Below are 23,629 nucleotides of genomic sequence, written 5' to 3'. Positions count from 1 at the left end.
CAGAAAATCATTATTTTTAAACTCCTCATGAAATTATTACTTTTATTCTTTTTTGTCTTCTTCTTGCATAATAGATTCTTCGTCTTCAAAAGACATAGGTTTTACTATAGGAAAAGAAATAATATCTCTTATGGTGGGGGTATCGGTTAACAACATACAAAATCTATCTATTCCTATTCCTAAGCCACCAGTTGGTGGTAAAGCGTATTCCAAAGCTCTAATAAAATCAAGATCCATCATTTGTGCTTCTTCGTCTCCAAGTTCTTTTAGTTTCATCTGTTCTTTAAAACGTTCAAACTGGTCTTGAGGATCGTTTAATTCAGAAAAGGCATTGGCAATTTCGCTCCCATTAACTATCAATTCAAATCTTTCAGTTAATCGAGGATCATCTTTTTTCCTTTTAGCAAGTGGAGATAATTCAATGGGATAATCAATAACAAAAGTAGGTTGAATAATTTTATCTTCAACCATATCCCATACTTTATCGATGTAATGATATCTGTCTTCTATTTCGACTTGTTCACCTTTATTTTTAAGAAAGTTCTTTAATTCTTGGTCAGAAGATTCAACTATGTCTATTCCTAAATGTTCTTTAATAAATTCTCTCATCTTAACTCTTTTAAAAGGAGGAGTAAAATCTATCTCTTGTCCTTGATAAGTAATCTTTGCACTACCGTGAATCTTTTTTGTAACTTGGTATAGTAAATCTTCCGTGAGATTCATAATATCTTGGTAATCAGCAAAAGCTTGATAAAGTTCTATAGATGTGAATTCAGGGTTGTGTTTGTTTGAAACTCCTTCATTTCTAAATATCTTTCCTATTTCGTATATCTTTTCCATTCCCCCAACAACTAAACGTTTAAGATGTAATTCTGTTGCTATTCTTAAGTACATATCTATATCAAAAACATTCAAATGAGTAATAAAAGGTCTTGCATTGGCTCCTCCCATAACTGTTTGAAGGACAGGTGTTTCAACTTCTAAAAACCCTTTTTCATTTAAATATTCTCTTATATACCTTATTATTAAAAATCTTGTTTGAAAAGTTTTTATTACATTATCGTTAGCAATCATGTCAACGTATCTTTGCCTATATCTAATTTCTTTGTCTTTTAAACCATGCCATTTTTCGGGCAATGGTCTAATAGCTTTTGAAAGTAATTCGATTTCAAGCGCTAATAGCGTTAACTCCCCTGTTTTTGTTTTAAAAGGGTACCCTTTAATGCCTATCCAATCGCCTGTGTCTATGTATTCTTTAAAAAATTCATAATTTTCTTTTCCAATTTGGTCTAATCTTACGTAAACTTGAATTCTTCCTGTATCATCTTTAACGTCGATAAAAGTGGATTTACCATGTTTTCTTAAAGTCATTATTCTTCCAGCAAAATTAAAGATTTCATCAGGCAATTGTTGTTCTGGCCTTATTTTGTTGTCAAATAACTTTTTTATTTGTTGAGCATTGTAATCTTTTTTAAATCTATATTTATATGGTTCGTATCCTTTTTGTCTGAGTTCATTTATTTGAGCTAATCTTTGTTTTCTCAGATCCATCTTTTGCCTCCTATATTGGTAATTCTTATTCTTGCTATCTTTAAAAATTTTAAAATCTATATTTTATATATGTTTTAGATTTAATTTTTTATAAAATACCTTCTCACTTCACTTCTAATCCCTAATTTATGTACCTTTTTTGTTACTTGTAGCCAAGGAAGGGGAGGGAGGGCTCCGCCCTGGACCCATTTTAAATTCAAAACCTTATTTTTAGAAAATCATTATTTCTAAAGTACGATCTGAATTTTTTAACTTTTCGGTACTTGTAGCGAAAGAGGGGAGAGGGGCTCCGCCCTGAACCCATTTTAAATTCAAAACCTTATTTTCAGAAAATCATTATTTCTAAAGTACTATCTGAATTTTTTAACTTTTCAGTACTTGTAGCGAAAGAGGGGAGAGGGGCTCCGCCCTGAACCCATTTTAAATTCAAAACCTTATTTTTAGAAAATCATTATTTCTAAAGTTTCAATTTAATTCTTTTAACTTTTCGGTACTTGTACCAAGAGGGGGAGAGGGCTCCACCCTGGACCCATTTTAAATTCAAAACCTTATTTTTAGAAAATTATTATTTCTAAAGTACTATCTGAATTTTTTAACTTTTCGGTACTTGTACCGAAAAAGGAGAGGGCTCCGCCCTGGACCCATTTTAAATTCAAAACCTTATTTTTAGAAAATTTTTGTTTATAAAGTTTATAGAGTATTTTTTGATTAATTAACGATTATTGACTTCTTCTATTTTTATTTTTTTAATTTCTCCTCTTCCAGTTTTTAAATTAATAAATTCACCTTTTCGTCTTCCTAATATTGCTTTTCCAATAGGAGAATCTATGCTGATTTTACCTTCTTTAAGATTGGCTTCTTGTGGAGTTACCAGTAAGAATTCCTGCTCTTTGTTCAGGCTATAATCCTTTATTTTTATTTTTCTTCCTAAACTAACTTTAGAATCATCTTGATTATCTTCTTCAATTATCTCTGCATGATCTAATATGTAGTCAATTTCTTTTATTCTTGAATCAATTTTACCTTGTTCATTTTTTGCTTCTTCGTATTCGCTGTTTTCAGAAAGATCCCCTAACTCACGCGCTTCTTTTATACGTTCGGCGATTTCTCCCATTAGTTTTCTTTTCAGCTCTTCTCTTTCTTTTTTTAATTTTTCATATCCTTCTCGAGTAAGTTTATATATTTCTTCTGACAATTAAAATTCCTCCCTCTATTTATCACTTTTACTCACTTTAGAAATTTTAAAATCTATATTTTATATATGTTTTAGATTTAATTTTTTATAAAATACCTCCTCGCTTCTAATCCTTACTAATTCCTAATTTCTTTACCTTTTTCGGTACTTGTAGCCGAGGAAAGGGGAGAGGGCTCCGCCCTGGACCCATTTTAAATTCAAAAGCTTATTTTTAGAAACGCTTCATTTCTAAAGTCTTTATCTAATTTTGACCAATTGTTTATTTCTTTAGCTCTTCAGTACTTGTACCGAGAGGGGGAGAGGGCTTCGCCCTGGACCCGCTATAAATTCAAAAACTTATTTTCTGAAACGCTTCATTTCTAAAGTCCGAACTGTACTTTTATAGTTTATTAACTATTTTTTAATTCTTTTATAGCTTCCAAAAAACTATCTAAATCTCGAAATTCTCTGTATACAGATGCAAACCTTACGTAAGCTACTTGATCTACTAATTTTAACTGTTCCATAACTTTATCTCCAATTTCTGAGGAGTAAAATTCGGATTTTCCACTTTTTCTTAATCCTTCTTCTATATTATCAACCATTTCTTCTATCTGTTCATTTGTTACGGGTCTCTTTTCGCAGGCTTTTATTATACCTGCCATGAGTTTTTGCCTGTCAAAAGATTCTCTTCTTCCATCTTTTTTTATTATTCTAATACTTGCCTGTTCGTATCTTTCGTATGTGGTAAATCTCCCACCACATTTAAGACATTCTCTTCTTCTTCTTATCGAAGTACCGTTACCTACTGGCCGAGAATCGAGAACCTTTGTTTCTTCATATCCACAAAATGGGCAAATCACAACTTACCACCGCCCTATATTATATACTTGAATTTTAACTTAAAGATTCCGCAATTTTTGAAATCTTTTTAAATTTGTTATATAAAGTAGGCTTTTTAATATTCAAAGCTTCTGCAATAGTACTTAAACTTGCTTCCTGATTTTCTAATCTGTATAAAGCTATTCTTTTTAAATCGTAAGGTAAACTTTCAAGTCCTATTTTTTCTTTTATAATCTGTATATCTCTGATTTGTTTTAAAGAACTCTCGGCGATTTTTGTAGAATTAGCAGAAATAAAATTTAATGTTCTTGTTATATCTCCTCGTAAATTCCTTATCTCCATTAATTGGCTTAATTTCGCTACACTTTCCTTGGCTCCCATGAGTTCTATCATATTCAAAATATCCTCACGAGATTTTAAGTATAATTTCGCTTTTTTCCCTCTTACAATAAACCTTGTTTTTATGCCTAATAGATTATTGAAGGTCTTAACAATTTCTTGGAAAAAACTGTTACTCGCTTCAAAATTGAACTCAAGATGGTAAGCTTCTTTTATAGATATTGAGCCGCATGTTAAAAATAATCCTTTTAAAAAAAGACCAAATATGACAGGATCATTTTTTAAAGATGCTGGTAATTTGTTTTTATTTAAAGATAGACCAACAATTTTTAAAGGTTTTTCTATAATTTCTTTATTTAGAAATATGATTCCACCATTACCTAAATTCAATCTTTTATCTTTATAAGGCTCGACAATTATTTCTTGAGTATAAAATGTTTTAACAATTCTATATACTCTTTTTAAAGAATTTATTGAAGTTAATTTGATTTTTACAACTTCTTTGTTTTCAGATTTTATTGTTTCTCCTCTTCCTATAAAAGCTCCATAAAATTCATATTGTGGAAACAACATTTCAGAATTTGCTAAAGACATCTTTATCTCTTCAGAAAAAGTATTCAATACAACTTACCTCCAACTAAAACAGAAGTCTTTCTTTTCATTCTAATTGTAAGCATTTCAAAATCAACTCAGAAGTTTTTTTAGGGTCATGCCTAACAATTGGTTTTTCTTTATTAATAATATAAATTAAGTCTGACTTTATTATTCTTTCATCATCCATATCTATTTCTACTTGTTCTGCTCCCATTTGGCTATATCTTTCTTGAATATTAAGAGGTAACTTAGAATCATTAACTATAATGTAATCTAATTCTTTGCCCAAGTAACCTTCTAACACCTCTACATGGTCTTTCAATGTATAACCTATAGTTTCTCCAGGTTGTGTCATAATATTTGAAATATAAATTTTTTTAGCTTTACTAACGTTTACAGCTTTACGTATCCCTTCAACAAGAATGTTGGGTATTATACTTGTGTACAAACTTCCAGGTCCTAATATTATTAAATTAGCATTTTGTATTGCAAGCACGCTTTCTTCGAACGCTTCTGCGGTTCCATCAAGCCAAACTCTCTTTATTTTTTTATTTTTGGAAACAATAGAAGTTTCACCAAAAACAACTTCTCCATCTTCAAACTCTGCAGCTAATTTTATTAAATCTGTAGAGGCAGGAAAAACCCTTCCTCTTATTTTCAAAGCATCAGACAACATTTTTATAGAAAGAGGAAAGTTATTGTTATTTAAACGAGTTAATGCTAATAAAATTATATTTCCAAGGTTATGATTTTGCAAGAAACCTTCATTAAATCTATAATCGAGTAATTTTGTTAACAAAGATTCTTTCTCTGCCAAAGCTAATATATTATTTCTTATATCACCTGGTGGGGGTATTTCAAAATCATTTCTTATAATTCCCGAACTTCCTCCATCGTCAGTTACTGTAACAACAGATACTATATCTAAATCATTAATCCATTTTAACCCTCTTAAAATCTGACTTAATCCAGTTCCTCCACCAATTACAACTATATTTTTCATATGTTTTTGCCTTCCTTGAAACGTTTTTTACATTACGGATTTGTTATACATTCGAAATGTTGTTTTCTAAAAGTTATCATTTCTAAAGTATCTATTTATGTATCTCTATATCTCTATATCTCTATATCTCTATGAATAATTTCTACTTCTCTATTTTCATTTTTTAAATTCTCGAAAAGTTTTTGCGCTACATATACAGATCTGTGCTGACCACCTGTACAACCTATGCAAAAATTAGCTTCCACTCTGCCTGTTCGCGAATATTTATCCTGAACAAATTTTGCAAATTTAGTTAATTCATTGATGGTTTCTTCAGTTTCTTTGAACTTTTCTAAAAATTTTTCTACTTTATCGTCAAGTCCAGTTAATTGATACATTTCTGGCATATAAAAAGGGTTAGGTAAGTATCTTACATCTATCACGTAATCTGCACCTTGAGGTATTCCATTTTTGAATCCAAAACTTATGATATTCAATTTTAGGGTTTGAATATTTTCATTTATTATTTGAAAAAACTTTTGTTTAAACTCAGTAGGTTCTGTAGATGAAGTATCTATAACAATATCACACAGTTTTTCTATTTCCGCCATAATCGTTATTTCATTGTCTATGGCTTTCTCTAAGGGATTACCTAAAGGATGAGATCTTCTTGACTTATAATACCTATCGATAAGAACAGCCTTATCAGCTTTTAGGAAAACTCTTCGAATTTCCATGTCACACTTGGATAATCTTTCTGGAGAAGTAAATATTTCAATTAACCCGTTGGGATCCTTCCATCTAATGTCACTAACAATGGCTAATTTTTTTACGTTACTTGTACATAAAATATTTAAAAAATGCTCTATAAGATGAGGAGGTATATTATCAACTGTATAATATCCTTCATCTTCTAAGGCATTTAATAATAAAGACTTTCCCGCACCAGATAGGCCAGTGATTAAAAATACAGTGGGAATCGCTTTCAATATATATCTCTCTTCCTTTTTAAAAATAATATCTATTTTGTGAAAAGTATACTTTGTTTTTCATAAAGCTTATTCAAATCAATCTTTTTAAAATTTGGCACATAAGAAATATCTTTCATAAAAAGTTTAGATAAATATTTAAACTTTTCAATGTTTCCTGTAATGTAATAGTTTACTGAAAGACTTCCGATTCTTTTTTCTACTTTGATTTCTTCATTCAAAAAATCAACGATTCCATCGCTTGGGTCTATTGTTAAAGCTTCAGTATATCTTTCTATTTGTTCTTCAAGTATCGGATAATGAGTACAGCCTAAAAGAACTTTATCGTATTTAGCTCTAAAATCTCTTAAATAAAATCTTAAAATTGAGTCTGCCATTTGCCCATACCAATATCCTTCTTCTATTAAAGGTACAAACAACGGACATGCCAATTCATCAAATTTTTTTATTCCTTTTTCAAAAAGCAAATTTTTATAAACACCTAATTTAATAGTATTTTCTGTGCCTAATAATAGCACAGAATCTTCTTTTTTTATACTTTTAATTCCATTTTTTATTATGCTAACATAAACAAAATCATAATTATTTAACGCAATATTATTTTTTAAAACTATGGAATCGGTGGTGTTACAAGCTGATATTAGTACATCTACATGTAATAAATTATAAAAATACATGATTTTTTCTAAATTCTCTTTTAAAAAAGAAATGGGTTTAGAACCATAAGGAACATTCAAATTATCAGCCAAATAAAAATATTGGTGGTTCCCAAAATTTTTCATCACATTTTTTAATACTGTAAGGCCACCAATTCCTGAATCAAAAAATCCTATTTTCATTCCCATAGGCAACATCGATATAAGTTGCCCTTCCTCCCTTCCCCGATAAGTATTATTAATCCCAATGTACTGATTTGGTTTTATTCTCCCACGTTTTTTCATCTTGAGGATTTAAAGTTGTGGTTAAAGTATTATTGAATTTTGTTATCAGTTCATTTATCTCTTGCTTTGTTTTTAAGGTATTTAATCTTTCGTTTAATAACATAAGCAACAAAATATAGTCTATTTCTTCTTCCCCAATTTTTTTTGCATATTCTTCAGCTTCAATTTTTATATCTTTTAATATCTTATTAATAATCTCTTCGGGCTCATCAACTTTATACCTATAATCTTTTCCAAGGATTCTAACTTCTACAGATCTATAATTTTTCATAAAATCATCCCTAAATAGTTTTTAGTGAGCTTTAATAAGAAGATTGGTTCGAATCACCTTGATCAGGATAATTAGAGAACTCGGAACTATCATTATTTTGAGCAAATTCTTCTCCTAACCTTGAAATTAATGTTGCCCTCATTTGACTTAAGTAATTTTCAACTTCTTCGTTTTTTCGCTTTAATTCTTCAAGCTGTCTGCTCAAATCTTCTTTTTCATTATTTGTTCGTTCGTACTCATTGAATAGTTCGTTATATTGAGATTGTAGATCACTTTTCTCCTTCTTTAGTTCGTTATATTTGTCTACCAAAGTTTCAAGCATATTTTCCAAGTCTTTTAAAATGTCCATCCTTTTAACCCCCTTTTTAATTTGTAGAAAATTATAGTATCACTTAACTTTTTTTATTATAACATAATATATATGAAAATAACTTGAAAATAATTAATTTTTTAATATTATATTTAAAAAATTAAAAAATAAAAAGAGGCTAAGCCTCTTTTTATTTTTACTCTTTCGGTTTTACAACAAATTTTATAGCGGTTCTTTCTTCCCCTTCAATTTCAACATCAGAAAATGCTGGCACACAAACCAAATCGATTCCACTTGGAGCTACATATCCCCGTGCTATAGCAATTGCTTTTACTGCTTGATTTACAGCTCCTGCTCCAATAGCTTGTAATTCAGCCATTCCTTTGTCCCTGATAATAGCAGCTAAAGCTCCTGCAACAGCAACTGGTTTTGAATTTGCGGCAACCTTAAGTACTTCCACTTCTGCCATGAAAGATACCTCCTTATAATGTTCTGAATTTAACTTGGTCTGATTTAGGGCTTATAGCGCGTCTGGCGGGATTTGAACCCACAACCTTCGGATCCGAAGTCCGACGCTCTATCCAATTGAGCTACAGACGCATAATTTTTTCACTTTACTCAACTTTAATTATACCTTAATTACCTACATAAAATCAAGAGAGGTATTTTTACAGTTGATAATTGATCTTTAATAGAGAAAAAGCATCGTTACCATTGTTTCTAAATTATTTAATCAAGAAATAAAAATTTAAGCCAATAATGGTATAATAAAATGAATGGAGGGAAATGTAATGTTTGACATGGAGGAACGAGTCTTCTTGGCTGTAGATTTCGAAACAACGGGGCTAAAGCCTGAGATGGGTGATAGAATTATAGAAATAGCTGCTATACCCGTATATGAAAAGAAAATAAAATTTAAGTATTCTTTTCATACATTAGTGAATCCTAATATATTTATACCGGCGGAGGTATCGCGGTTTCATAAACTAAACAACAAAGATATTTCACATGCGCCACCATTGATAGAAGTTTTTCCAAGATTTAAAGATTATATAGACGACTCGATAATAGTTTCTCATAATGCAAAAATGGATCTTAGGTTTCTTGACATAGCAGCAAAAGAAAGTGGAATGTTTTCAATAAGTAATTATTATTTGGATACATTAGAAGTATCAAAATATTTTTTAAGTCAGGGCCCATATAATCTTGAATACCTTTCCAAAAAGTTTAATTTAGGTATTAAACATTTTCATAGAGCATGGGATGATGCTTTAGCAACTGCGAAGTTATTTCAGAAATATATAAATCTTTTTACTTTTAAAGCATTAGCCAATTTCATAAAAAAATGGGGTGAATAGGTTGATAAAAAATTTTCTTATAGATACTAATGTTTTAATTCATGATCCAAACTGTGTTCTTAATTTTCAAGACAATAACGTTATAATACCATTTCCTGTTATAGAAGAAATCGATAAACTCAAAACAAGAAGTGATAAAGTTGCTAAATCGGCAAGAGAAGTTAATAGAATATTGGATAGTTTTAGAAATGGGACACCATTACAAAAAGGAGTAAAGTTGCCTAACGGGGGAACATTAAAAGTCTTGGCTTTAGAAAAAAATGATCCAAAGCATCGTATGCCAAGCTATTTAGGAGAGTCTAAGGACGACTTTATATTATACTATGCAATGTACTTAAAAGATGAAAATAAAGATTTACGTACAATCATAGTCAGTAAAGATTTAAATTTAAGGATAAAAGCCGATTCAATTGGTTTAGAAAGTCAGGATTATTTAACCGATAAAATTGATATAAAATTATTACCTGATGGTTATATTATTGTCAATGAATTTCGTAAGGAAATTGAAGAAAAAGATGAATACGAATTATCAGAGTTTGACATCGCTGAAGAGGTGTTTCCTAATACTTATTTACAATATGGAAATCTTTTACTTAGATATGATTCAAAAAAACAAAAATTTGTAAAGATTTATGTAGATTTTGAAAGTGAATTTTTAGGTATAAAGCCAAGAAGTGTTGAACAAATATTTGCTTTAGATGCATTGTTGAATCCCGAAATCCCTTTTGTTACATTAGTCGGAACAGCCGGAACTGGAAAAACATTGTTAGCTTTAACTGCTGGTCTTTACAGTATATTAGAAGAAAAACTATATAATAAATTGTTAGTTTCAAAACCTGTCATTCCAATGGGAAAAGATATAGGTTATATACCTGGAGATATCGAAGAAAAAATGCGTCCGTGGTTACAACCAATTTATGATAATTTAGATCTTTTATTTAAAGGCAGTGGGAAAAGACCCGAAGAGTACCTATCAAAAAAAGATTTGCTTGAAGTAGAAGTTCTTTCATATATACGAGGTAGGACTATTCCTGAGCAATACATGATAGTAGATGAAGCACAAAACTTAACTCCGGGAGAAATAAAAACCATTTTAACAAGAGTAGGAGAGGGTACTAAAATAGTTTTAACTGGCGATCCATATCAAATAGATAATCCATATTTGGATAGTTCTTCTAACGGATTAGTTTATGCTGCATCTCGCTTTAAAAGTATTGATTTATCAGCCAATATAACAATGAAAAAAGGCGAAAGATCTGAATTGGCAACAATTTCTGCGGAAATATTATAATAAATAAAAAATATTATATTAAAAACTTTAGAAAAGAGAATTTTTTAAAAACAAGCTTTTGAATTTTAAGCGGGTTCAGGACAGAGCTCCCCACCACATCGTTCTCAGTTTCATTGCAAAATAATCTTTTGATTTTAAAACAGGTCTAGTGCAGAGCCCTCACCACATCGTTCGCAGTTTCATTGTAAAATAATCTTTTGATTTTAAAAGTGGCTTCGGGGCGTAGCCCTCTCCCCTCTTGGTACAAGTACCAAATAACTTAAGAAATAAACAATTTGCCAAAATTAGATAAAGACTTTAAAATGGAGAACTTTTTAAAAATAATCTTTTGGATTTAAAAGCGGGTCCAGGGCGTAGCCCCTCTTCCCTCTCGGTACAAGTACCGAATAACTTAAGAAATAAACAATTTGCCAAAATTAGACAAAGACTTTAAAATAGAGAACTTTTTAAAAATAATCTTTTGATTTTAAAAGGCGGGTTCAGGGCGGAGCCCCTCTCCCCCTTCCTTGGCTACAAGTACCAAAAAAGTTAGAAGAATTAAATGGGAACTTTAGAAAAGGAGCATTTCTAAAAATGATGTTTTGAATTTATGATATTTAGTGAGAATTATAAAAGAGGAGAAAGAATATATGGATGAAAACAAAATTCAAGAATATGATATATATGTTGACGTTGCAAGAGAGAATATTCACCTACTAATTTATTTAATAGAAGCAGAAGCACATATAATGAATGTAAGAAAAAAACAAAAAAATGGTTATTTTAAAATAATAGTTCCTGCAGGATTGTTAGAAGAAGCTCTAACCTTACTCAATTCTTTAAAAGAATCAGACATTAAACTGGAGGTAGTAAGTGTTGAACCACACGACGGGGTTATTTAAATATATTCCAATTCCTCGTGAACATAGTCCTGATATATATTCCATAGATTATGATAGATTGAAAAAACTCGGATTTACAACTATACTTATGGATTATGATTTCACGGTAACTCCATGGAGGGACGATCAAATTTCACGAAAGACTTTGGATCTTTTTGAGGAATTGATTAACGATGGATTCAAAGTTGCTATAGTCACGAATTCAAAAAGAGAAAAAGTTAAATCCATAGAAACATTGACAAACGGGAAGGTTAAAGTATATACAAGTATGAAAAAGCCTAACACTAAAAAGTTAAAATCGGTTTTGGAAGAATTGAAATCTAAGGAATCTGAAACAGTTATTATTGGTGATCTTTTTATTACTGATATCAGTGTTGGGAATAAACTTGGCTTATATACTATATTAATAAATCCATATACTTATGGTTTAGAAAGTAAATTCAAACATTTTGTTGCTGGATTTACTAAATTTGCTTATAAAATGTTTTTTTATACAATAGGATGGTTTTTTCGGTTTATAGACCTTTTTAGCCCTAACGAATTCAAAAAAAATGTTTTTGAGGTTGACTATGATCATTTATGGGAAAAGAGATACAAGATTTTAATTTTTGATTTTGATAATACTTTAAACGAATGGCATGAAAATTATTTACGTCCGGAAGTAATTGATCTTTTTTTGAAATTGAAGGAAAAAGGATTCTATATTTTGATAGCTTCTAACAGTAAAAAAAAGCGATTCAAAGAGTTAGAAATAGAATTGAATGATTTGGGAATAGACCTTTTATATTCAGCTATGAAACCTTTGCGATTTAAAATTAGAAAAAAATTAAAAATACACGGTTATAAGCCTGGTGAAGGAGTAATAATTGGTGATCAACTTTTTACTGATATTGTTTTAGGGAATGTCTTAGGTTTTTATACTGTAAAGGTTGAACCGCTTTCAAAAAAGGAAGGACTCTGGACACGTTTTATGAGATTTTTTGAAAAAATTGCGTTGAAGTGGATTAGAGAAAAACCTACTCTCGCTAAAGATCAAACGGAAAATTTAGAAAATAACTCTTAATATTTCACAATGCAACCTCAAAATAAATATCCAAATTTTTTTGGATATTTATTTTTTTAAAATTAAGAAATCTAATCATAAACGATTTTATTTAAAAATAAGCGGTGCTAATTATAATTAATTAGCTATAATCAAGTTTGATTTTTAAAAAAATAAATAATATAATTATTATGTAAACGATTACAAAAAATATAAAAAATTATGCCGGTAACTTAAATTATTCTTTTTGTTAATTTAGACAAATAAGAAAAGAGAATTTCAATATTTTATGTAATCGTTTACATATTATTCCTTAATAACACCTTGAGGTGAGTTATATGAATTTGACAATAAAAGATATAGCAGATTTAGCAAAAGTTTCAGTTGCAACAGTTTCTAGGGTGTTAAACGATTCAGACAAAGTTAAGCCAGAAACTAAAGAAAAAATTTTAAAAATTATCCGTGATTATGGTTATAAACCTGATAAAATAGCTTCTTCTTTAAGGAAAAAGAAAACGGGCATATACGGTATAATCTTTTCCGTGAAAGGAGGTAGGGTTTTAGAAGATACTTACTCTACCAAATTTTTAAAAGGAGTTCTAACTTTTCTTTCTAAAAAGGGACTTAAACTAATAGTAGATATTCATGAATCACAAGACATACTTGAATACTATAAAAATATCATTAAAAGTAAAGTAATAGATGGTTTTATTTTGTTAGATATTAGAAAAAACGATAAAAGAGTAGAACTTTTAAAAAATGAAAATTTTCCTTTTGTTGTTATAGGTAGAAACGATGAAAATAATTTTGTTTACGTAGACAGTGACAACGTATCTGGTGCATATATAGCAATAAAGCATTTAAAAGAAATAGGATGTCAAAAGATACTTTACATTAGTGGAAACGAAGGGATACCCGTATCTGAACAAAGATTGAGTGGAGTAAAAAGTGCAGAAAAAGATTTAAAATTAAGAATTGATATAGAATATGGCGATTTTGATGAAGAAAAAACGATTGAAATTTTAAAATCAATTTTGAAAAGAGGCTTTAACTATGATGGTGTTTTCTGCGCATCTGATACAATGGCGTACGCTACGATTAAATTTTTAAGAGGATTAGGAATAGAAGTTCCTGTTATTGGATATGACAATATTCCTCTTTCGGAATTTATAGAGTTAACAACTGTGGATCAAAATATTATAAAAATTGGTTATAGTGCTGCTGAAGCTTTGCATAAATTAGCAAATGGAGAAGAGGTAATGTCGTTAGTTGTACCTTCTAAATTAGTTAAGAGAAAAAGTACTTTGAGTTTTACAACTAAACATATTTAATTGATAATTTTTATCGGCGAGTTCCAGAAAGATCTTTTTATTTGAATCTAATAGAAACTTTAGCAATGAAGATTTTCGAGAAATAAGGTTTTTAATTTAAAATGTGTCCAGGGCGAAGCCCTCCCCCTCTCCTTAGCTACGCGTAGCGAAAAAGTTAAAGAAATTCATATTTTGTGAGGATTAGAGTTTAGGAAGTATTTTTAAAAAATTTAACATTAAAATATTTATAAGACTTAAGTTTCATAATTTTTAAAATAAGTATAAATCAACTTAAAGGAGGTAGTTTGGTATGAAAAAGGTAACATTTTTTGTTTTGATGATTCTCTTTGTATTCACTTCATTTTCTGCCGTTACTATAACTATAACAGGATGGCCAGGAAATCCTGCAGAAGAAGCAGCTATCAAAGAAATTGTTCAAAAGTTTAACGCCTCTCATAAAGATATTCAAGTTAGATGGGATCCTATCGCAGGAGATTACAAACAAACTTTAATGACTAGATTATCAGGTGGTCAAGGTCCAGATCTCTTCTACGTGGACGTGTATGTTTTTGAAGAATTAGCAAGAGCGAATGTATTACAACCTTTAGACCTTTATATACAAAGAGACAAATTCGATATTGACGATTTTTATCCTAACTTGGTAGACGCTTTTACATTTAACAATAGAGTTTATGGTATAGCAAAAGATTTTTCAACCTTAGCTTTATTTTACAACAAAGAGATATTTGATAAATATAATGTCCCTTATCCAACAAATGAAGACACTTGGTTTGATTTATTTTACAAAGCAACTTTACTTAAAGAAAGAGGATACGATGCCCCATTGTCTTTAGCAGCAGATTTTAATAGATTAATTCCTATGATTCATAGTTTTGGAGGTAGGTTAGTAAAAGAAGACTTGTCAACCGCTTTAACTGAAAAACAAGCAGTAGCTGCATTAAAGTTTTATGTTGAACTTGCGTCCAAATATAATTTAGCGTATTTACCATCAACATTAGGTGCAGGTTGGCTTGGAGATGCTTTTGCAAAGGAAATGACGGCTATGGTTATGGAAGGTCCATGGGCATTAGGATATATTAGAGAATCTTTTCCAAATGTTGAATCAAAAACTGGTATAGTAGAATTACCGAGTTTGGTAGATGAATCCACTATGATTTATACAGTTGCATGGAGTATAAATAGGCAATCACCTCATAAGGATGAAGCTTGGGAAGTTTTAAAATTTCTTGTAACTGAAGGCCAAGAAATCTTCGTACAAAAGGCAGGAGTTCTTGGTTCAAGACAAAGTGTCGCAGTAAAAGATACTGATCCGATGAAGCAAGTGTTTTATGATTCAGTAGAATTTGGCTATCCTTGGAGAGTTCCAACACCAACAGGAATATTTGCTAAAGCAAATGATTATTTGAACTCTATTTTAAACGATTTATTTGCGGGAAGAATAACTGTAGACGAAGCTATAAGAACAATTGAAAAAAATTATAATTCCTGGGTATCTCGATAAAAAATTATTTAAAAAATTTAAAAATTGTTGAAAAACTAAGATGATGAGGGAATTTCCCTCATCATCTTTTGGAAAGGGGCGAAACAATAAAATGAAACCTAAAACTAAAGAGGCCATATCAGGATATATATTTGCCTCTCCTGTTATAATTATAGTTTTATTGTTTACTATATATCCTATCATTATGATATTTTATTACAGTTTTACTAATTTTAATCCTTTAGAAACTCAAAAATTTAAAATGCCTTTAAATGTACAAGAAACAATCGAGTTGCATATAGGAATGTTTCAATCTGATGTAAATTCGGTAGAAGAAGTAATGAGTTGGTTTGATTTACTTTTTTTTATTAAATACGATGTAGGTATAAACTTAACTTCTGAGCAAGAAGAAGCTGTTTTAAAATACTTCGATACTCAAAAACTTTTGGAAGATTTTGTAAGTGGGAAATTAAATACAGTAATGACAACTTCAGAATTTATGACAACTTATATGACACAAGAAAAAAGTTTATTTAAAAAGTATAAGCCACAATTAGTAGGATTGGGGAATTTTCGTAGAATGTTTAATGATGATTATGTTAAGATCTCCCTATTTAACACTCTATTATATACCGCTATTGTAGTACCAATACAAACTTTTTTAGCCGTTATTTTAGCGGTGGCTGCAAATTTAAAAGTAAAAGGTGTCAAATTTTATAAAGTTGTATTTTTCCTACCAGCAATAACTTCATCTGCTGCCATTTCCATGATTTTCTGGTTAATTTATTCAAAACCTGGAATTTTAAACAGAATTTTAGTAACGCTTTTTGGAGGTTTAGGATACCAACCAATTGATTGGCTGAATAATCCAAGTACCGCTTTGTTTTCAATTATGCTTATGAATATTTGGTCAACTGCAGGATATTTCATGATAACCTTTTTAGCTGGCTTGCAGGATATACCCACATCTCTTTATGAAGCTGCTGATATTGATGGAGCCTCTGGTTTACAAAAATTTTGGAAAATCACTTTACCACTTTTAAGACCACAGATACTTTTCGTTATAGTTATGGGAACAATTGGATGTATGCAAGTATTTGATCAAATATATTTTTTAATTGAAAATATGAGGAACATAACAATTTCTTTTTATATTTATAAAAATGCGTTTGAATATGGAAATATGGGGTATGCATCTTCTTTAGCTCTAATACTTTTTGCAATAATTATGTTTATAACGTTCTTGCAACGTCGTTATATTCCGGAAGAATATTGAGGTGAAAAAATGAAAGAAAAAAAATGGAAAATTGCAAGAATCATTTCTTATATTGTTTTAATTGCGTACACTTTAATTTCACTGTTTCCTTTTGCTTGGGCGGCTCTTGTATCTTTTGTCCCAATGACTTATGTTGATGAAGATGGCATCGTTAAGGGAACAGATGTAATGAGTTGGCCTATCAACCTAAAAATCTTCAATTGGCCTCCTAAAGCTTTCAATGCTCCTTTGACATTTGAAAATTATGTAAAAGTTTTTGAGGTTGTTCCTTTGTATTCCAGATGGTTTCTGAACACAGTAGTTTACGCAGGATTTGTAACCTTAGGAAATATTTTAATAGGAACACTTGGAGGTTATGCTTTTGCAAGATTAAGATTTCCTTTCAAAGAACTTTGGTTTACCTTATTTTTAGGAACTATGATGGTTCCTTCACAAGTCACGATGATACCCCAATATACTTTAATGGTAAACTGGGAATTGGTAAACACCTACTATGGTATGGTTTTTCCAAAATTAGCAAATATATTTGGATTATTCTTAATGAGACAATTTTTTATGAATTTTCCTAAAGAGATGGAAGAGGCAGCGAGAATTGATGGAGCAGGAACTTTTGGAACATTTTTTAAGATCGTTTTACCAAATGCACGTCCTGCAATAGGAGCTTTGGGAATATATACATTTTTGGGTGCCTGGAATGATTTTCAATGGCCTCTTATAATAACCTCACGGCAGGAAATGTATACTTTGACTTTAGGTCTGAATTTTTTTAAAACTTCTTATTATACTTTTTGGCAGTATATGATGGCTGCTACTATAATAATGACTATACCTATGATAATAATATTTTTATCTTTCCAAAATCAGTTTGTTGAAACAGGTCGGGCCGTTTCAGTTAAAGGATAATAGAAGATAAACACTGTGGGAATAAAAGAAGTGAAAATGAGAGCTTGAAGTTAAAGAAATTCATATTTTGTGAAGATCAGATAGGTACTTTAAAAGTAATAATTTTCTAAAACCAAACTTTTGAATTTAAAATGAGTCCAGGGCGAAGCCCTCTCCCCTCTCGGTACAAGTACCGAATAACTTAAGAAATAAACAATTTGTCAAAATTATATAAAGACTTTAAAATGGAGAACTTTTTAAAAATAAGGTTTTGAATTTAAATGGGTCCAGGGCGGAGCCCTCTCCCCTCTCGGTATAAGTACCGAATAACTTAAGAAATAAACAATTTGTCAAAATTAGATAAAGACTTTAAAATGGATAACTTTTTAAAAATAAGGTTTTGAATTTAAATGGGTCCAGGGCGGAGCCCTCTCCCCCTTCCTTGGCTACAAGTACCAAAAAAGTTAAAAAATTAGGAAATAGTAAGGACTAGAAGTGGGAAGGTATTTTGTAAAAGAATCAACGTTAAAATATACATATAATAATGATTTTGGGATTTCTAAAGTAGTTATATATAAATTATACAAGGAGGAATTATTTTTGATAAAAGCATGCATATTCGACTTAGACGGAGTGATAGTTGACACAGCAAAATATCACTTTCTTGCATGGAAAAAATTAGCTGATGAATTAAATATTAAATTCACAGAAAAAGATAATGAAAGATTAAAAGGAGTTAGTAGATTAGAAAGTTTGGAAATAGTTTTAAAATTAGGAAATCTACAATTAATTCAAGATGAAAAAATAAAGTTAGCCGAAAAGAAAAATGATTATTATATAGAATATATAAGTGCATTAACTGAAGATGATATTCTTCCCGGAGTACGGGATTTTATTGAAAAACTTAGAATAAACAACATTAAAATGGCAATAGCCTCTGCAAGTAAGAACACCAAAATTATTTTAAAAAAGTTAAAATTAGAGCAAAAGTTTGATGTCATAATTGATGGGACTATGATTATTAATGCAAAACCCGATCCTGAAATTTTTTTAAAAGCAGCTGAGGAACTAAAAGTAAGACCTGAAGAATGTGTGGTTTTTGAAGATGCTATTGCAGGGATTCAGGCTGCTAAAAAAGCAAAAATGAAAGTAATTGGAGTCGGTAGTGCACAAATATTGCAAGATGCTGATAAGGTTATAAGAAATTTTGAAGGTTTAGATATTTCAGTGTTTAAAGATCTTTGAATTAATAATGCTAATAAAGTGAAATTTGAATTTAAATGGGGTCCAGGGCGGAGCCCTCTCCTATTTCGGTACAAGTACCGAAGAGCTAAAGAAATAAACATTGGTCAAAATTATATAAAGACTTTAAAATGGAGGACTTTTTAAAAATAATCTTTGAATTTAAAATGGACCCAGGGCGGAGCCCTCTCTTCTTTCCTTCGCTGCACATAGCGAAGAGGTTAAAAGAATTAAATGTGGTCCTTAGAAATAATAATTTTCTAAAAATAAGGTTTTGAATTTAAAGTGGTTCCAGTGTGGAGCCCCTCTCCCCTCCTTCGCTACACATAGCGAAGAGGTTAAAGAAACTCATATTCTGTGAGGATTAGAGTTTAGGAAGTATTTTTGAAAAGACTAAACGTCAAAACATATATATTTTAGTTTCAAAATTTCTAAATGAATAATGGTAATTGATAGGAGGAGGTAATGTACTTTGAATCTTTGGGAAATAGAACAAAATGAATATAATCCAAAACAAAACAAGAAATATGAAACTATTTTTACTTTAGCAAATGGTTATAGAGGTTTAAGAGGGGTTAATGAATTTTCAAATGAAGAATGGAAAGGTAATTTTATAGCAGGTATCTATGATAAAGCTGATGCTGATGTTCAAGAAATTGTTAATAATCCTGATCCTTTATCTATAAGATTCTTTATTGATAAGGAATCGATCAATTTGGATAAAAGTAAGATTTTAAAGTTTTCAAGAAGCTTAAATATGAAGGAGAGCATTTTAAATACAGAATTTGAAATTCAACTTGACTCTGGAAAAATCATTGAAGTGAAATCTCAAAGATTTGTTAGCATGAATAACAAACATCTTTGGGCATCTAAATATGAGATAATTCCTAAAAATTTTTCAGACAAACTTATTATAGAGAACGAAATAGATGGAACAACCACTAATTCAGCAAATAGTCCATACGATGAAATTAAGCATTATATAATTAAAGAAATGAAAGATTTGGAACCTGGAATTCTTTTAAAAAGTGAGACTAAAGATACTAAAACTAATATTATTGAAGCAACTACAATACGTTGTTCAAAAGGCTATGAGAATTTATTAAAAAATAGAAAGTTTAAGATTTTAGGGGAGAAAGTAAAAGAGCTTTACGAACTTTTTATAAAAGAAAATGAAACTTATGTTATATATAAATATGGAGTAACTTACACCTCTCGAGATAAAGTAGATGATATCCAACAAGCAGAAGAAGAACTAAATCAATTTGCGTTTCTGGGATTTGAAGAAGAGCTAAAAAAGCATATTGAAGAATGGAAGAAAATATGGGATAAAATTGATATTGAGATAGAAGGAGATGAAAAAGCGCAGATAGGAATTAGATTCAACGTTTATCAGTTAACCTCTTGTGCAAATAAAGATGATCCGAAAATCAGTATTGCTGCTAAAGGATTACATGGTGAAGGGTATAAAGGCCATATTTTTTGGGATACAGAAATATATATGTTACCCTTTTTTATTTATACTCAACCCGATACAGCAAGATCTCTTCTTTTATACAGATATCACACTTTAAGTGGAGCCAGACAAAACGCATCTCTTAATGGTTACAAAGGTGCTCAATATGCATGGGAATCTACTGATACGGGGTTAGAAACAACGCCAAAATGGGGCAAAGACTATTTGGGCAATCCTGTAAGAATTTGGACGGGTGATGAAGAAATTCATATAAGCGCAGATATTGCTTTTTCAATTTATGAATATTTTAAAATTACGAATGATGAAAAATTTATGATAGATTATGGAAGCGAAATATTATTTGAAACTGCAAAATTTTGGGAATCAAGATTGGAATATAATTACCAAAAAGATAGATATGAAATCAATAAGGTAATTGGGCCAGATGAATTTCATGAACACGTTAACAATAACGCTTATACAAATTACCTGGCTAAGTGGAATTTAAAGAAAGCTTGTGAAATATCTAAATGGTTAAAAGAAAGAGATCCAATAAAATATAGAAAATTAGAAAACAAACTGGGATTATCCCAAAGCGATTTTGAGAAATGGGAGAAAATATCCGAAAAAATTTTTATTCCAAGATATTACGGTAGCCCTCTTATAGAACAATTTGAAGGTTATTTTAATCTTAAAGATTACACAATTTCACAATGGGATAAAAATAAGATGCCACTTTGGCCAAAAAGTGTAGAATTGGATAAAATTAATCAAACCCAACTTGTTAAGCAAGCAGATGTAATAATGCTTTTACTTTTATTGGATGAAGAATTTGATTTAGAAACGAAAAAAGTAAATTATGAATATTATGAAAAAAGAACTATGCACAAATCCTCGTTAAGTCCTTCTATGTATTCTATTATGGGATTAAAAGTGGGGGATACTCATAATGCCTACGAATATTTTATTAAAACAGTAATGACAGATTTAGAGGATAATCAAGGAAATACAGAATATGGGTTACATGCCGCATCTTCAGGGGGTTCATGGCAAAGTGTGGTTTATGGTTTTGCAGGTTTAAGTATAGACAAAGAAGGGATTTTAAGTTTTAACCCTTGGCTTCCTAAATTATGGGAAAAGTTAGCTTTCAAAGTAGTTTTGAGAAATACGGAAATATTTATCTCAATTTACAAAGATAAAGTAATAATCCAAGTAACTGAAGATATTAACATAAATATTTTTTCAAAAACATATTTTATAGAGAAGCAAAAACCTTTTATCTTAACATTCAATAACTAAATCATGGCAAATAAAAAAAAGCGGGCTAATGCCCGCCTTTTTAATAATTATATTATGCACCATATTTCTCCAATTTTTCTGCGTTAGCTAAAGCAAGAGTCATTATATCCGATCCTGATATTGTTCCTAAACTTCCTCTTGCGCACTCATATTCATCAAAAGAAACAGATAAACCTTTTCTTACATATTTAGAGTGCAACAAAACAGGAACAGGATGCCAACTATGTGATTTCATTAGAGAAGGAGTTGAATGATCTCCTGTAATAATTAGAACATCTGGATTTAGAGATAAAACTTCTTTTAAGATCTCATCGACGCTTTCTATCACCTTAACTTTTTCTTCAAAATTTCCGTCTTCCCCATAAGAATCTGTCTTTTTTACATGAAAATAAAAAAAGTCGTATTTTTCCCAATTATCTTTTAATGATTGAACTTCATCTTCTAAAGTTTGACCGGCTTCTAAAACTTCCATACCTACTAATTTAGACAAACCTTTATACATTGGATAAGTAGCTATAGCAGCAGCCTTTAATTTGTATACTTCTTCAAAAGATGGAATTATAGGATGTTTTGAAAACCCTCTCAATAACGCAAAATTCATCTTAGGTTGATCTTTTAGTACTTCTCCAATTTGTTTAATTAATTTATTGACAATATTTGCCATTTTTTCAGAATCAGGGTTTGTTGCTTTAGCCCATTCCATAGGCGAACCTTCTCTTTGTGGATCCGCATCTGAAACTTCATCAAATAAACCTTCCCCTGTAAATTTTACAACGAATCTATGTTCTTTGCCAGGATAAAAATTAATTTCAACATCATCTACTTTCTTTATTTTTTCTGAAAGTATATCTACAACTTTTTTAGATTCTTCGCTTGAAGGTCTTCCAGCTCTTCTATCTACAATAATACCATCTTTTATGGTTGCAAAGTTACCTCTTGCAACAACATCTTTTTCACCTACATCTATTCCTAAACCTAAAGCTTCAAGAATACCCCTACCTATTTGATACTTTAAGGGATCATAGCCAAACAAAGATAAATGACCTGGGCCACTTCCAGGAGTAATGCCCGGTAAAACAGGTACACTTTGTCCCAAATCACTCTCCTTAGCTAAAGAATCCATATTTGGAGTATTTGCTGCTTGTAATGGAGTTTTACCATTTTTTGGCAAATCTCCTAAACCATCCATAACAAACAAAACTATTTTAGAGTTAGTTTTTACGACTAAATCTTTAATGATTTTTTGTCTATCTATTTGCACAAACTACACCTCCATTTTAAATTTAAAGACGTGCCGCAGCTCGTCTCAAGGTTTTGTTTTTGATTTTTAAAACAAGGGTTTACGTTATACATACAAAAATTTCAATTTTGTTTTATTGGGTATGCCCAGGTAGAGTGTCCATTCTACTAATTCATTATTTATAGCCAAAGATATTTTTTACCCTGCCTTCCTCTTATCCACCCCTTTTAAAAGTGGATCTCCATACAAAGAGTTTTTATTTCAATATTTCTTTCAATTCTTCGATGGTTACTTTTAAAATATTTTTCTTTATCTTATTAATCACTTCTTCGTTTGCTTTTCTTATTTTTCCTTCTAACTCTTTATTAAATTCTTTTCCAAATCTTTGGTTTAGTATTTCTAATACTAATTCTTTTCTTTCTTCAAGTTTGCCTTTTTCAATTCCTTCTTCTCTCAATTTTTCAGCTATTGACATTATCAATTCACCCCTTTCAACTGATTCTTCTTTTGCTACTTTTTCCATTTCTTCTATCTCAATGTCATCTTTTGTATCCAACAAATATTTTAAACATATCTCAAATACTTCATCAGCTTTTTCTTTGTCTTGCATTTTGTTCGTTAGTTCTACCATTAGCTTAAATGCTTTGTAAAATCGTTCTTTGTCTTTTTCAAATGCACTTCTCATCACTTCTATTACTAATCTTGTGTATGCTTCTCCTGCTATTTTTGCTTTCGATTTCGGCGAAAAGTCGTATATTTCATATTCATAGCTCGGTATGTATCTTTTCATTCCTTCGGGTATGTCTTTGACTCCTTCAATTAGTTTCATTAAATTTGTTTCTATGTTCCATATCGTT

General features: G+C 30.3%; 22 protein-coding genes and 1 tRNA gene. 10 read left to right on the top strand and 13 right to left on the bottom strand.

Annotation, left to right across the window (positions count from 1 at the left end; translation table 11 throughout):
• Positions 1-42: 42 nt before the first annotated feature.
• From lysS to X924_RS06620, 11 genes are all read right to left on the bottom strand, one after another.
• Positions 43-1,551, bottom strand: a complete 1,509-nt coding sequence (lysS, locus tag X924_RS06670; protein ID WP_121958156.1) for a lysine--tRNA ligase — start codon at positions 1,549-1,551, stop codon at positions 43-45.
• Between the two features lie 712 nt (positions 1,552-2,263).
• Positions 2,264-2,746 (bottom strand): transcription elongation factor GreA, encoded by a 483-nt coding sequence (greA, locus tag X924_RS06665; protein WP_121958155.1) that lies wholly within the window; start codon positions 2,744-2,746, stop codon positions 2,264-2,266.
• A gap of 389 nt (positions 2,747-3,135) precedes the next feature.
• Entirely contained in the window at positions 3,136-3,588 is a 453-nt protein-coding gene (gene nrdR / locus X924_RS06660) for a transcriptional regulator NrdR (protein WP_121958154.1), read from the bottom strand.
• A 34-nt stretch (positions 3,589-3,622) separates the two neighbouring features.
• The gene (gene whiA / locus X924_RS06655; protein WP_121958153.1) at positions 3,623-4,528 is read right to left on the bottom strand and encodes a DNA-binding protein WhiA; all 906 of its coding nucleotides are present in this window, start codon (positions 4,526-4,528) and stop codon (positions 3,623-3,625) included.
• A 37-nt stretch (positions 4,529-4,565) separates the two neighbouring features.
• Entirely contained in the window at positions 4,566-5,504 is a 939-nt protein-coding gene (yvcK, locus tag X924_RS06650) for a gluconeogenesis factor YvcK family protein (RefSeq protein ID WP_121958152.1), read from the bottom strand.
• A gap of 113 nt (positions 5,505-5,617) precedes the next feature.
• Positions 5,618-6,472 (bottom strand): RNase adapter RapZ, encoded by an 855-nt coding sequence (gene rapZ, locus X924_RS06645; protein WP_158245339.1) that lies wholly within the window; start codon positions 6,470-6,472, stop codon positions 5,618-5,620.
• 32 nt (positions 6,473-6,504) lie between these two features.
• Positions 6,505-7,326, bottom strand: coding sequence for a glutamate racemase (gene murI / locus X924_RS06640; protein WP_233186601.1), 822 nt, complete (start codon positions 7,324-7,326; stop codon positions 6,505-6,507).
• 40 nt (positions 7,327-7,366) lie between these two features.
• Positions 7,367-7,684 carry a cell division protein ZapA gene (gene zapA, locus X924_RS06635; RefSeq protein ID WP_121958150.1) on the bottom strand — a complete coding sequence of 106 codons (318 nt, stop codon included), beginning with the start codon at positions 7,682-7,684 and terminating at the stop codon, positions 7,367-7,369.
• Positions 7,685-7,715: 31 nt separating this feature from the next.
• Positions 7,716-8,033, bottom strand: coding sequence for a hypothetical protein (locus X924_RS06630; RefSeq protein WP_121958149.1), 318 nt, complete (start codon positions 8,031-8,033; stop codon positions 7,716-7,718).
• Positions 8,034-8,190: 157 nt separating this feature from the next.
• Positions 8,191-8,454 (bottom strand): stage V sporulation protein S, encoded by a 264-nt coding sequence (locus X924_RS06625; protein ID WP_121958157.1) that lies wholly within the window; start codon positions 8,452-8,454, stop codon positions 8,191-8,193.
• Between the two features lie 66 nt (positions 8,455-8,520).
• Positions 8,521-8,594, bottom strand: a tRNA-Arg gene (locus X924_RS06620).
• 191 nt (positions 8,595-8,785) lie between these two features.
• Between X924_RS06620 and X924_RS06615 the strand changes: the two genes are divergently transcribed.
• From X924_RS06615 to X924_RS06570, 10 genes are all read left to right on the top strand, one after another.
• Positions 8,786-9,352 (top strand): PolC-type DNA polymerase III, encoded by a 567-nt coding sequence (locus X924_RS06615; RefSeq protein WP_121958148.1) that lies wholly within the window; start codon positions 8,786-8,788, stop codon positions 9,350-9,352.
• A gap of 1 nt (position 9,353) precedes the next feature.
• Positions 9,354-10,643: a PhoH family protein gene (locus tag X924_RS06610; protein WP_121958147.1), complete on the top strand. Its 1,290-nt coding sequence runs from the start codon at positions 9,354-9,356 to the stop codon at positions 10,641-10,643.
• A gap of 629 nt (positions 10,644-11,272) precedes the next feature.
• A complete protein-coding gene (locus X924_RS06605) occupies positions 11,273-11,524 on the top strand; it encodes a DUF4911 domain-containing protein (protein WP_121958146.1) in 252 nt (83 codons plus the stop codon).
• On the top strand, positions 11,496-12,587 hold the full coding sequence (locus X924_RS06600) for a YqeG family HAD IIIA-type phosphatase (RefSeq protein WP_233186600.1): 1,092 nt from the start codon (positions 11,496-11,498) through the stop codon (positions 12,585-12,587). The genes X924_RS06605 and X924_RS06600 overlap by 29 nt, the downstream gene beginning before the upstream one ends.
• A 317-nt stretch (positions 12,588-12,904) precedes the next feature.
• Entirely contained in the window at positions 12,905-13,897 is a 993-nt protein-coding gene (locus tag X924_RS06595) for a LacI family DNA-binding transcriptional regulator (RefSeq protein ID WP_121958144.1), read from the top strand.
• 289 nt (positions 13,898-14,186) lie between these two features.
• The gene (locus X924_RS06590; RefSeq protein ID WP_121958143.1) at positions 14,187-15,398 is read left to right on the top strand and encodes an ABC transporter substrate-binding protein; all 1,212 of its coding nucleotides are present in this window, start codon (positions 14,187-14,189) and stop codon (positions 15,396-15,398) included.
• A gap of 91 nt (positions 15,399-15,489) precedes the next feature.
• Positions 15,490-16,653 (top strand): carbohydrate ABC transporter permease, encoded by a 1,164-nt coding sequence (locus X924_RS06585; protein ID WP_121958142.1) that lies wholly within the window; start codon positions 15,490-15,492, stop codon positions 16,651-16,653.
• Positions 16,654-16,662: 9 nt separating this feature from the next.
• Complete coding sequence (locus X924_RS06580) at positions 16,663-17,556, top strand: carbohydrate ABC transporter permease (RefSeq protein WP_121958141.1); 894 nt, start codon at positions 16,663-16,665, stop codon at positions 17,554-17,556.
• A gap of 579 nt (positions 17,557-18,135) precedes the next feature.
• Positions 18,136-18,780 carry a beta-phosphoglucomutase gene (gene pgmB / locus X924_RS06575; RefSeq protein WP_121958140.1) on the top strand — a complete coding sequence of 215 codons (645 nt, stop codon included), beginning with the start codon at positions 18,136-18,138 and terminating at the stop codon, positions 18,778-18,780.
• Positions 18,781-19,249: 469 nt separating this feature from the next.
• Positions 19,250-21,532 (top strand): glycoside hydrolase family 65 protein, encoded by a 2,283-nt coding sequence (locus X924_RS06570; RefSeq protein WP_121958139.1) that lies wholly within the window; start codon positions 19,250-19,252, stop codon positions 21,530-21,532.
• Positions 21,533-21,584: 52 nt separating this feature from the next.
• On the opposite strand, the gene X924_RS06565 is transcribed toward X924_RS06570, so the two are convergent.
• On the bottom strand, positions 21,585-22,787 hold the full coding sequence (locus tag X924_RS06565) for a 2,3-bisphosphoglycerate-independent phosphoglycerate mutase (protein ID WP_369826028.1): 1,203 nt from the start codon (positions 22,785-22,787) through the stop codon (positions 21,585-21,587).
• Between the two features lie 241 nt (positions 22,788-23,028).
• Positions 23,029-23,629 (bottom strand): Rpn family recombination-promoting nuclease/putative transposase (locus X924_RS06560; protein ID WP_199172656.1); only part of this gene is annotated, 601 nt, incomplete at its 5' end.

Origin of the sequence: Petrotoga sp. 9PWA.NaAc.5.4, assembly GCF_002895485.1 — a bacterium.
Taxonomy (GTDB): Bacteria; Thermotogota; Thermotogae; order Petrotogales; family Petrotogaceae; genus AZRK01.
The sequence above is the reverse complement of the archived record's forward strand: the minus strand, read 5'-3'. Positions and strand labels throughout refer to the sequence as shown.

Bases quoted from the DNA above. Each gene is read 5' to 3' on its own strand.
- lysS (WP_121958156.1), bottom strand. From the start codon at position 1,551: ATGGATCTGAGAAAACAAAGATTAGCTCAAATAAATGAACTCAGACAA.
- yvcK (WP_121958152.1), bottom strand. From the start codon at position 5,504: ATGAAAAATATAGTTGTAATTGGTGGAGGAACTGGATTAAGTCAGATT.
- murI (WP_233186601.1), bottom strand. From the start codon at position 7,326: ATGTTGCCTATGGGAATGAAAATAGGATTTTTTGATTCAGGAATTGGT.
- zapA (WP_121958150.1), bottom strand. From the start codon at position 7,684: ATGAAAAATTATAGATCTGTAGAAGTTAGAATCCTTGGAAAAGATTAT.
- X924_RS06630 (WP_121958149.1), bottom strand. From the start codon at position 8,033: ATGGACATTTTAAAAGACTTGGAAAATATGCTTGAAACTTTGGTAGAC.
- X924_RS06615 (WP_121958148.1), top strand. From the start codon at position 8,786: ATGTTTGACATGGAGGAACGAGTCTTCTTGGCTGTAGATTTCGAAACA.
- X924_RS06605 (WP_121958146.1), top strand. From the start codon at position 11,273: ATGGATGAAAACAAAATTCAAGAATATGATATATATGTTGACGTTGCA.
- X924_RS06595 (WP_121958144.1), top strand. From the start codon at position 12,905: ATGAATTTGACAATAAAAGATATAGCAGATTTAGCAAAAGTTTCAGTT.
- X924_RS06590 (WP_121958143.1), top strand. From the start codon at position 14,187: ATGAAAAAGGTAACATTTTTTGTTTTGATGATTCTCTTTGTATTCACT.
- X924_RS06585 (WP_121958142.1), top strand. From the start codon at position 15,490: ATGAAACCTAAAACTAAAGAGGCCATATCAGGATATATATTTGCCTCT.
- X924_RS06580 (WP_121958141.1), top strand. From the start codon at position 16,663: ATGAAAGAAAAAAAATGGAAAATTGCAAGAATCATTTCTTATATTGTT.